We start from the raw sequence: 9,608 nt of genomic DNA, 5'->3' as shown, positions 1-9,608 counted from the left end.
GCCACCCAGATCAAGTGGGGCCTGGACTACATGAACGAGCGTTACGGCAGCCCCGTGGGCGCCTGGAACTTCTGGTCCGCCAACCACTGGTACTAGAAATGGCCGGCAGCAGCACACGCCAGCCCCCAGCAGACATACGAAGACGCCCGGCCCGGAAACTTTTCCGGCCGGGCGTCTTCGCGTCTCCAGACACGTCAACGAGACGCGGTGGGGGACCAGACGGCGAGGTCCCCGCCGGGCAGCGAGGCGAAGCGCCATCCGCCCGGTCCGCTGATCTGCCAGGCTTCGAGGGACGGGTCGGCCGGGCACGTCAGATGCGTGTCACTGTCGAACACCATCCGCAGGTCCCCGGACTTGAACGCAACCGCGGAAAGCACTTTCGCCCCCCCGGCACGTGCCGGGGGAGGCGGCCTGGGCGGAAGGCCCGTACGAGCACGGCGGCGAGCAGTTCGACGTACGGGAGTGCGCCGCGACCCGGCTGCGCGTCAGCGCAGTACGGCCGCCAGCAGATCCGTGCCCAGCGCCGTCAGATCGGGCAGGTTGAGCGTGTAACGGACGTAGCGACCGTGCCGTCGGGCCGTGAGCAGGCCCGCCCGGCGCAGCACGGCGAGGTGGCGGGAAACCTCCGGGGGCGACAGTTCCCAGGTGTGGGCCAGCTCGCCGGTGGTGTGCGGGCCGCGGGCCAGGGTGCGCAGCAGCCGCAGTCGTACGGGATGGGCGAGTGCCTCCAGCCGGAGCGTGACCATCTCCAGCGGTACCGGCTCGGACGGACTCGGCTCGGCCACGGGGTACTGGACCACCGGCTGCCACCCGGGCGCGTGCACCGCCACCAGGTGCGGGCGGCCGAAGACACTGGGGATGAAGGTGACCCCGGTGCCGTGGGCGGCGGTCGACTTGTCCTGCAGCTTGTCCACGACGATGCAGTCGCCGTCCGGTGCCAGGGTGACCGCCCCGGAGACCGACGCCAGCGCCGCCCCGATGCCCTGATGCCTCAACAGGTCGTTCTTCAGGCGCAGGTCGGTGGCGAGCTGCACGGCGACGCCCGCCCAGGCGGCATCGAAGAAGGCCTCGGCGCATTGTTCCAGGGTCTGGCGCACCCGAGCCCGCACGGCGGCCGGGTCCGCGAGCAGCCGTTCCGCGAAGGCCTCCTGCCGACCGCCGCGGGCCTGGGCCAGCTCCAGGGCCCGCTCGCGCGCCCTCGCGTCGGTGAGCGGCGACGGCGGTGACGGCGGTGACGGCGGTGACGACAGCGTCGACGGTGAAGACGGCGACGGGCCGGCCGATTGGAACCGGCTGCTGCCGCACGTGGTGACGAGCGCGGCCGTCACGTACGTCTCGTCGTCGATCCGGTCCACGTCGTCCAACTCCTCCGCGAGGGTCGGCCGGGGCCGGGCGGGGATCAGGAAGTCGGCCTGTGAGGACCGCCAGAGGAACTCCGCCTCCCGCAACCGCTCGGCCAACTCCGGCCGCAACCGGGTCCAGACGTCCCCGGCCCAGCCGGCGAGGTGCGGATGGTGTCCGGGTTCGGCCAGTACGTGCAGCATCGCGGTCAGCTCGGCCAGCGGGGAGGCGGCGAACCGCAGTCGCTCGGACCGCAGCCCGCTGATGTCGATCCTCAACGTCACCGCGTCATCATCACTGACCGGACGGTCGACGAGGGCGTGGGTTGACGATGTCCGTCAACCCACGTGCCCGCCCCGGCGGCCGAACGCACGTTGACGCCATGACGACCACCAGCACCCCCAGCACCAGCACCCCCAGCACCCCCAGCACCAGCACCCCCAGCACCACCACCAAGATCCGGCCCGGCGCCCTCGTCCGCGGCTCCGGCGGCCCCCGCTATGCCGTCGCCCTCCTCGTGGACGCCCTCGGCACCGGCCTGCTGCGGCCCTTCCTGCTGCTCTACGGAGTGACGGTGCTGAAGCTGTCCGCGCCGGCCACCGGCATCGCCATGACCGCCGGCGTCGTCGTGGGCCTGCTGTGCATGCCCGCGGTGGGGCGGTGGCTGGACCGGGGCGCACGCAGCACGGTCGTGGCAGCGTCCATGCTGGTACGCGTACTCGGAGTGGCGCTGCTGCTGGCCACCCCGGCGCGGCACGTCTGGCCGTTCGCGACGGCTGCGCTCTTCCTCGGCATCGGCAACCAGGCCTGGCCGGCCGCCCACGCGGCGCTCGTGGCGACGGTCGCGCACGGCCGCGAACGCGACACCGCCCTGGCGGCGGGCCGCGCCTTGCGCAACGCCGGTATGGGCGTTGGCGCGCTCCTCGCCACCGCCTGCCTGGCGGGCGGCGCCGCCGCCCTGCAGGCGCTGGCCGTGGTCACCGGGCTCGCCTGCCTCACCGCGACGGCCTTGGCCTGGTCGGTCCGACTGCGCGCGCGACCAGCCGCCACCCCGGCCGAGGGTGGGGACGACGGGCCCGCACCTCGCATGCGCGCGTTGCTGGCCGCCAACGTGGTCTACGCGTTCTGCCTCAACGTCCCCGAGATCGCGCTCCCGTTGGTGCTCGTGACACAGCTGCACGCGTCCCCGGCGTGGTCGGCGGCCGTCTTCGTCGCCAACACGGTGCTGGTGGTCACCCTTCAGGTGCCCGTCACCGTCCTGATGTCCCGCTTCTCGCGGCGCACCGTGCTGGCCCTCGCCGGCGTGGTGCTCGCCGCGTCCTACCTCGCCTTCCTCGCCGGGACCGCACAGGGACACGGCTGGGGCGCCCCGGCCGTCGCGGCGGTGTCCGTGCTCTGCACCATCGGCGAGATCCTCTACGCCGGCAGTGCCACCGCGCTCGTCACCGTCCTCGCCCCGGCCCATGTCCTGGGACGCACCCTCGCCCGCTTCGAGCTCTCCACTGGCTTCGGCCTGGCCGTCTCCCCGGCGGTCATCACCGGCCTCGCCCCCCACGGCCCGGCCGCGCTCTGGGGCAGCCTCGCCGCCGCGACGCTCCTCTCCGCCGGAGCCGTCGCCACCGAAAAGGATCGAGGAACCCGGCCCGACGGTCTCGACGCCCGCGCCCTCGCGGCAAGCCGGGGGAGTGGGAGGGGAAGGGTCAGACCCGCTCAAGAGGGCGGTGCGGCCCGCTGGGAAGCTCCGCTCTGATCGTGTCGCCCGGGCGTACGGAGCCGCCCTCCTTCACGATGCACATGATTCCGGCCTTGCGCACGATGTTCCCGGCCTCGTCGCGGCCGACGACCTGCTTCAGCAGCCCGTCCTGGAAGTTGTCTATCTGCAGACAGGGATTGCGCAGGCCGGTCACCTCCAGCACGGCGGCGTCGCCGATGTGCAGCAGCGTGCCGACGGGCACGCCGAGCAGATCGATGCCGCGGGTGGTGATGTTCTCGCCGAGGTCACCCGGCGCCACGTCGAACCCCTCCGCACCGACCTCGGCGAAGAGCTCCTCGTGGATGAGGTGGACCTGGCGCAGGTTCGGCTGCGTGGGGTCCTGCGCCACGCGCGAGCGGTGCTTGACGGTCACACCGGCATGGACATCGCCCTTCACCCCGAGGCCGGCGAGCAGCGTGATGCTGTCCCGGTTCGGCTTGGTGAACGAGTACTCGCCGTTGCTGCTGACTGCTGTGACTGTCCCGTACATCTCCGCGTCCCCCTGCTCAGTGGTGATGATCAGCTACGAGCCTAACCCGCGGACCTCAAGGCACGACCGCACCAAGGAGCCGCGGCCGACCGGCCGGGCGCGGCGCTGACCGGGGCGGAAACCGCGTGGTCCTCGCACTGCCGGCGCCGGTATCGTCCGGTCTCCGACCAGCCATACCAGCGGGAGCGGGCCTTCCGCGTTCAGAGAGCGATTCACATGACCAGGCAGCGTGCGACGACGACCCTGTGGCGCCCCACCTGCCCCCAGGAGCTGGACCTGGTCCGTGAGCTGAACTGGCGTGCGTGGCCGCCCCGCCTCCCCGAGCAGCCGATCTTCTACCCGGTCCTCAACGAGGACTACGCGATCAGGATCGCGCGGGACTGGAACGTGAAGCACAGCGGTGTCGGCTTCGTGACCCGGTTCGAGGTCGAGTCGGAGTTCCTGAGCCGGTACCCCGTCCAGCAGGCCGGGGGACGGACGATCCTCGAGCTGTGGGTTCCGGCCGAGGAGTTGGACGAGTTCAACGCGCACATCGTCGGCGAGATCCAGGTGATCCACGAGTTCCGCTGAGGCGGGCCGGCCACCGCCCCAGCCCTGGTCACCGCACCCGAACGAGGGCCGCGGCGGCGCACGCGACGGCGCGCGGGGCGGCGAACCGCGCCGCCTCGCATGCGCATGCACACGGCGGCCGGGGCCCGGGTCGATCAATAATGGGCCGGCGACCTGCCTGCACTGTGAGAGGAGCCCTTGATGACCACCCCTCGGGACTTGTTGATCATTGCCATGGACGCGGGGTCCGACAGCCCCGTCGAACAGGGCGAGCTGTCGCTCGCGCTCGCCGGGGCCGAGGCGATCGACCTCCTCGCGGTCGAGGCCGTCAGACTGGACGGGGATCACATCGTGCCGGGCGACCAGAGCGCGCAGGCTGATCGACTGCTGGAGCAGGCGGCCGCGTCGCTCGTCCGGGAGGAGCCCTACGAGTCGGTCACCGACTGGCTGTGGCGCCGGGGTCGCGGCCTCTCCGAGGCCTACCGGGCCGAACTGGAGGCCGACGGGCAGCTCGTCCGGCAGCGCCGCCAGGGGATCTCCTTCCGGGCCGGCCAGCTGGTGCTGGCCGATTCACCCGCACGCCGCCGGGCCGCCGACCGCTGGGCAGCGGACGAACCCGTCCTCACCACCCTCGCGGGGGCCGTGGGCGTCGGAGGGAAGCGGACCGAAGACGTCCAGGACGTGGCCGACGACGACGTCGCGACCGTCCTGGCCGCCGTCAGCGACGCGCTGGTGGAACTGGCGTCCGTACGGCAACGGCGAGCCATCGAGGACGCGGCTTTCGACAACATCTGGCGGGGCGGCGGCGGATGACGACGGAGCGGCCGGGCCGTGCGGGACCCCGCACGGTCAGCTGAATCCGCGAAGGGTATTCACGGCAGTATTCATGCGTGCATACTCGGAGGTATGGCAGATACGACGGTGAAGATCGACTCGGTCACCCGGGACCGGTTCGCGGCGGTGGCCGCCGCGCACGGCATGAGCGTGCGGGCCTACCTGGCGGAGCTGGCCATCGAGCAGGAGAACCAGCTCGCGCTGGGCCGGGCGACCGCCGCGTTCCGCGAAGCGGTCTGCCAGCCGGGCATCGCGGAGGCCTTCGACCGCGAGTTCGGCGGACCCCCGTCGTCCGCGACCGGACACCGGGCGGCCTGATCTTGCAGCTGCACATCGACATCCGCTGGCTGCTGGACCGGCAGGAGGAGCTGCTCGGCAACGAGCTGGGCGTGTCCGATTACTCCGGTCTGGTGGCCGCGGTCGCGCGGCACCGTGTGAACACTCCGGCGCTGGCGGCCGATGAGCCGGACGCGTACTGGCGGTCGGCGGCGCTGCTGGAACAGATCGTGCTGCTGCGCCCGCTGCCGGCCCGGAACGAGTACTTCGGCTACGGCGTGGCGGTGGCCTACATCCGGGCCTCGGGCCAAGACGTGGACACCGCCTTCGAACCCTGGCGCGACCTGATCACCGACATCCGCACGTTGCGCCTGAGCGTGTACGACGTAGCCGACCGACTGCGCTCCCTGCAACAGGAGCCCTGACCGGCCGGGAGACCCCCCGAGGCCGGGAACGGCGGGGGAGAGGCGCGGGAACGGCGGGAGGCCCGAACACCGGCCCCCCACGCCGTCCCGCCCATGACTCACCGCGGGCCGGAGGAAGGGCGGTTGACACGTCAGACGTGGCACGTGAGAGTCCGTGCGTGAGCATGATCCTTCCAGACAACGAGCTGTCCGCTGCCGAGGCACGTGTGTGGCGGGCCTATGCCCGCGGCGACTCCCTGGACTTCCGCACCGCGGAGGACGAGGACGCGTCGCTCGGCGACGCCTGGGGCCCCGAGCGGAGCGTACGCGCCACCGTGCTGCGGAGGTTGCTCCTCGAGGCCCCGCAGGAGGAGGGGGAGATCGCCGCGCTCGTCATCACGGGAGCGCGAGTCATCGGCGTACTGGACCTGAAACACGCCACGATCGACGTCGCCGTCCGGCTGAGCCACTGCCGCTTCGACGCCGTCCCCGACCTGTACGGCGCCCAGGTGCGCGAGCTCGACCTCAGCGGGTCCGTACTGCCGGGCCTCACCGCGGGCAGCGTGCGGGTCGCGGGCGTACTGAGGATGACGGACTGCCGCCTACGGGGTCCGGTGCGGCTCGCCGGCGCCGAGATTTCCGGCGCGCTGCACATGGAGCGCGCGCAGTTCACCGCAGCGGACGATGCCGAGCCGGTGCTGCAGCTCAACCAAGCCACGATCGGGGCGGACATATGGGCGCCGCAGATGCGCGCGGACGGACAGGTACGGCTCACCGGCGCGTCCGTCGCGGGACGGATCAACCTCCAGGAAGCGGAGTTCAACTGCCCCGGGAACACCGCGCTGGACGCACAGAACCTCAACGTCGGCGCGCACGTACGGGCACGGCGCATGCGTGCGCGGGGCCGGGTCGAACTCCGGGGCTCGCACATCACCGCCCGTCTCGATCTGCTCCACGCCGATCTGTCGCATCCGGGCGACACGGCGCTGCGCGCCAGCAGCTGCCTCATCGGTGAACTCTGGCTCGGCGGGAGCGGCCGCGTCCAGGGAGCCCTGAACCTGCGCCGGTCCCAGATAGAGATCCTGAGCCTGCTACCGGACGTGCTCCCGGACCAGGTGCTCCTCAGCAACCTCCGGTACACCGTGCTCACCCCGCACGAGCCCGCCGAGCGCCGACTGCCGATGCTCGAACGCGACGGCGGCCCGTACGAGCCCCACCTCTACGAGCAGTTGACGGCCGCGTACCGCCACGTCGGGGACGACGACGCGGCCCGCCTCGTGCAGCTCGCCAAACAACGACGCCGACGCTCCACCCTCCCGTGGTACGGACGGATGTGGGGCCACGTCCAGGACGCCGCGGTCGGCTACGGCTTCCGTCCCTTGCGCGCGGCAGGCTGGCTGCTGTCCCTCCTGGCCTTCGGGTCGATCGTCTACGGTGTGCACCACCCCGATCCCGTCAAGGCGGGCGAGGGCCCTGGCTTCAACGCCGTCTTCTACACCCTGGACCTGCTCCTGCCGGTCATCAGCTTCGGGCAGGAGACGGCGTTCTCCCCGGACGGCTGGTACCAGTGGCTGTCGTTCGCGCTGGTCATCGCCGGCTGGGTGCTGGCCACCACGATCCTCACGGGCGTGACCCGCACGGTAAGCCGGTCATGAGGACACGAGCGCGGAGCCGGTCGCCTCGCCGGGGTCCCAGGACCGCCCGTCCTCAGTCCTGCCAGTAGAACAACAGCGTGTGCACGTCGAGCGGTTCGCGCGCGCCGAAGTAGTAGACACCGAGGCCGGTGACGCGGATCGACCCGGTGGGCCCGTCGATCCAGCGGAAGCCGGCCGTCTCCAGGGCGGCGCGGGCGGCCGGATCGTCCTCGTGGTCGCCGGCGAACCGACCCAGCGTGCTGACGAAGACCTCGCTCCTGCCCCCGTCCCCGTACCCGATCACGTGGTACGTGCCGCCGCCCTGCCGGTGGGCGGCACCGCAGGAGAGCGGCGGGCGGGGAGCCAGCCCCGCAGCCGCCAGCGCGGCCGTGGCCAGGGCCAGTTGCCGCTCCTCGTCCGGCGGCTGCGGCGGCTCGGTGCACAGGGCCTCCATCCGCCAGCGCGGGTCGCTCTGCTTCTCGCACTCGTGCCCGTACTCGTGCACGATCGCCCTGCGGATCTCCTCGTCCAGACCCTCGACCTCCACCCGCGGGCGCCCCAGAGCCTCGTACACGGCCCGGGTCTGCGCCACGTCGCCGGTCAGCCGGTGCAGCGCGTATGCGGCCCACAGCGCGGCATCGGTCGTCGGAGCCTCGGCGAGGTGGGCGCGGAGCCGGTCCGGGCAGGTCAGCAGCGACTGCGCGAGGTGGGCCACCGCCGGGTCCGGGTCGGCGAGCGCGTCGGTGACGTCCTCGCCCGCGCGGTCCCGTACGCGCACGGCGACGGCCCGGTCCTCCGGCCGCCCGCCCCCGAGCTCCGAGAGCACCGCCTCCACCCCGTGCCGGTCCACGAGCGCGTCCAGTCCGGCCTCCCCGACCGCCCGCCTGGTCCGCCAGTGGCTGAACGCGAGGGTCGCCAGCTCGCCCGCCGCCGTGCGGTCCCCGAGCGCCCCGCGCGCCTGGAGGACCGCCTCCCGCATGCCGTACGCCTCCTCGCGCAGCCGGTCCTCGTGCCGAAGCCAGGGGAGGAGCTCGGCCCGGTCCGAGAGGAGCACCAGCAGCGCCTTGCGAACCGTTCCCGAGTCCTCGGTGTCGCGGACGCACGCCAGCAGTTCACCGACCCGCGCCTGCGGCACCCGACCGACCAGCGCCTCCACACAGGCCGTCCGGCGCCACCAGGGCTGCGCGCCGTCGACGGCGCACCGCGCGAGCAGGTCGGGGTCGTACGCCCGCAGTCCGGCGGAGTCGGCCCGCCCGGCCGCGGGCGTCAAGGTCTCGATGTTCGGCATCCGGGGATGCTACTGCGCACCCCGACGTGCTCCGAAGCGGATTACGTGCTGCGGGTGGGCTCGGGCGCTGTGCGTCGGCGGTTGTCCTGCCAACGGGGCGTCCGATAGGGCTCGTTGAGGGACGTCGGGCGATCTCCGCGCGTCGGGATCGCGCGCTGATTTCTTAGCACGAGAGGCCAAGTATTCGTTCTTCCGCCGCCAGGAGGACTACAAAGGTCCCAACCGAACCGAACCCGGCGATGGGAACGTGACACCCGTCGGCGATCGGAATGATGTCGAAGGCGGTGGATGTGCATGCGTGAGTGCAGCAGAATCGAACCGATTGCGGTCAGATTACTTCCGAGGAGCCCGAGTTCCGGCTCCTTCACCTGATACGGGCGGCCATGCTGAAACCCGTGTCGTTTTCCCCGGCGTACGCATCGGTGGACGAGTATCGGGTCCTGACGTCGACCATCCGGTCGAGGGTGGAAGATGCTCAGGGCGCTTTCAGCACGGCGGGGCGCGGGGAGGGGGGAATGCCCCACCTCCCCGTGCGCATTCAGCTTCGAGGTTTGTTCATAGAGCTCTACATCGAGCTCCGCCTGCAGAACGCGGGCCTTCGCATCGTCGGATTCCGCAACACCTTCGAGGACGGGCAGGCACCCCCGGAAGCGTACGTCCGACACGTGCGGGACTCGGTCGCGCCACCGGGAATCCGCCGGGCCCAGGCCCTGCCGTTCGGCGGCGGCCGTTCCGACCTGGAGTCGGCTGCCGACGTGCGGCGTTCGGGGATCCTCCTGGGGCGCCGCCCCTTGGGTGAAGCGGTGGTCTGGCTGCATCGGAACCGAGATCCGCAGCGCACCGCCCACGGAATTCTCGTGCTCTCGGAAATGCTCTGCGAGGCTGCCCGATTCCCTGCCCTGACCGATGCGATGTCACGCATCTGGATGACCGGTGGGCGGCTGTCAGCCGCGGCCGTCGTCCGAAGTGCCTCACCCGGGCACCCCTCTGCGGGAGTTGGGGCGCCGAAGAAGGAGCGAGTCGCCTGAGGGGCTCGTCT

Annotated in this window: 12 protein-coding genes; 8 read left to right on the top strand and 4 right to left on the bottom strand. The window is 71.8% G+C overall.

The annotated features are described in order from the left end of the window. The coding region (locus ACZ6JT_RS34890) for an aggregation-promoting factor C-terminal-like domain-containing protein (RefSeq protein ID WP_467992924.1) at nucleotides 1-96 on the top strand (96 nt) is incomplete at its 5' end. A 98-nt stretch (nucleotides 97-194) separates the two neighbouring features. Here ACZ6JT_RS34890 and ACZ6JT_RS34885 read toward each other — a convergent pair. Then, nucleotides 195-377, bottom strand: coding sequence for a DUF6188 family protein (locus ACZ6JT_RS34885; RefSeq protein ID WP_469216180.1), 183 nt, complete (start codon nucleotides 375-377; stop codon nucleotides 195-197). Between the two features lie 108 nt (nucleotides 378-485). Continuing rightward, nucleotides 486-1,625 (bottom strand): DUF5937 family protein, encoded by a 1,140-nt coding sequence (locus ACZ6JT_RS34880; protein WP_469216178.1) that lies wholly within the window; start codon nucleotides 1,623-1,625, stop codon nucleotides 486-488. 98 nt (nucleotides 1,626-1,723) lie between these two features. Between ACZ6JT_RS34880 and ACZ6JT_RS34875 the strand changes: the two genes are divergently transcribed. Next, nucleotides 1,724-3,091: an MFS transporter gene (locus ACZ6JT_RS34875; RefSeq protein ID WP_469216176.1), complete on the top strand. Its 1,368-nt coding sequence runs from the start codon at nucleotides 1,724-1,726 to the stop codon at nucleotides 3,089-3,091. Here the strand turns inward: ACZ6JT_RS34875 and ACZ6JT_RS34870 are convergent. Further along, nucleotides 3,042-3,584 carry an MOSC domain-containing protein gene (locus tag ACZ6JT_RS34870; RefSeq protein ID WP_469216175.1) on the bottom strand — a complete coding sequence of 181 codons (543 nt, stop codon included), beginning with the start codon at nucleotides 3,582-3,584 and terminating at the stop codon, nucleotides 3,042-3,044. The genes ACZ6JT_RS34875 and ACZ6JT_RS34870 overlap by 50 nt on opposite strands. Nucleotides 3,585-3,800: 216 nt before the next feature. On the opposite strand from ACZ6JT_RS34870, the gene ACZ6JT_RS34865 reads away from it, so the two are divergent. From ACZ6JT_RS34865 to ACZ6JT_RS34845, 5 genes are all read left to right on the top strand, one after another. Further along, a complete protein-coding gene (locus ACZ6JT_RS34865; protein WP_469216173.1) occupies nucleotides 3,801-4,154 on the top strand; it encodes a hypothetical protein in 354 nt (117 codons plus the stop codon). A 180-nt stretch (nucleotides 4,155-4,334) separates the two neighbouring features. Next, nucleotides 4,335-4,946, top strand: coding sequence for a GOLPH3/VPS74 family protein (locus ACZ6JT_RS34860; protein WP_469216171.1), 612 nt, complete (start codon nucleotides 4,335-4,337; stop codon nucleotides 4,944-4,946). 93 nt (nucleotides 4,947-5,039) lie between these two features. Further along, the gene (locus ACZ6JT_RS34855; protein ID WP_469216169.1) at nucleotides 5,040-5,285 is read left to right on the top strand and encodes an antitoxin MazE7; all 246 of its coding nucleotides are present in this window, start codon (nucleotides 5,040-5,042) and stop codon (nucleotides 5,283-5,285) included. A 2-nt stretch (nucleotides 5,286-5,287) separates the two neighbouring features. Continuing rightward, nucleotides 5,288-5,668: a toxin Doc gene (locus ACZ6JT_RS34850; RefSeq protein WP_469216167.1), complete on the top strand. Its 381-nt coding sequence runs from the start codon at nucleotides 5,288-5,290 to the stop codon at nucleotides 5,666-5,668. A gap of 164 nt (nucleotides 5,669-5,832) precedes the next feature. After that, nucleotides 5,833-7,302, top strand: coding sequence for a membrane-associated oxidoreductase (locus tag ACZ6JT_RS34845; protein ID WP_469216182.1), 1,470 nt, complete (start codon nucleotides 5,833-5,835; stop codon nucleotides 7,300-7,302). Nucleotides 7,303-7,354: 52 nt separating this feature from the next. Here ACZ6JT_RS34845 and ACZ6JT_RS34840 read toward each other — a convergent pair whose 3' ends face one another. After that, entirely contained in the window at nucleotides 7,355-8,569 is a 1,215-nt protein-coding gene (locus ACZ6JT_RS34840) for a hypothetical protein (RefSeq protein ID WP_469216165.1), read from the bottom strand. Nucleotides 8,570-8,871: 302 nt separating this feature from the next. Between ACZ6JT_RS34840 and ACZ6JT_RS34835 the strand changes: the two genes are divergently transcribed. Then, nucleotides 8,872-9,597: a ribosome-inactivating family protein gene (locus ACZ6JT_RS34835; protein ID WP_469216163.1), complete on the top strand. Its 726-nt coding sequence runs from the start codon at nucleotides 8,872-8,874 to the stop codon at nucleotides 9,595-9,597. The last annotated feature ends 11 nt before the right edge of the window (nucleotides 9,598-9,608 follow it).

The sequence above is a fragment of the Streptomyces sp. NPDC046308 genome (assembly GCF_055588065.1).
Note: the sequence above shows the minus strand (reverse complement) of the source record. Positions and strands in the feature narration are given on the sequence as shown.

What these genes read in the sequence shown, in the direction of transcription:
- ACZ6JT_RS34840 (WP_469216165.1), bottom strand. Translation starts at nt 8,569, where the DNA reads ATGCCGAACATCGAGACCTTGACGCCCGCGGCCGGGCGGGCCGACTCC.
- ACZ6JT_RS34860 (WP_469216171.1), top strand. Translation starts at nt 4,335, where the DNA reads ATGACCACCCCTCGGGACTTGTTGATCATTGCCATGGACGCGGGGTCC.
- ACZ6JT_RS34845 (WP_469216182.1), top strand. Translation starts at nt 5,833, where the DNA reads ATGATCCTTCCAGACAACGAGCTGTCCGCTGCCGAGGCACGTGTGTGG.
- ACZ6JT_RS34870 (WP_469216175.1), bottom strand. Translation starts at nt 3,584, where the DNA reads ATGTACGGGACAGTCACAGCAGTCAGCAGCAACGGCGAGTACTCGTTC.
- ACZ6JT_RS34865 (WP_469216173.1), top strand. Translation starts at nt 3,801, where the DNA reads ATGACCAGGCAGCGTGCGACGACGACCCTGTGGCGCCCCACCTGCCCC.
- ACZ6JT_RS34855 (WP_469216169.1), top strand. Translation starts at nt 5,040, where the DNA reads ATGGCAGATACGACGGTGAAGATCGACTCGGTCACCCGGGACCGGTTC.
- ACZ6JT_RS34875 (WP_469216176.1), top strand. Translation starts at nt 1,724, where the DNA reads ATGACGACCACCAGCACCCCCAGCACCAGCACCCCCAGCACCCCCAGC.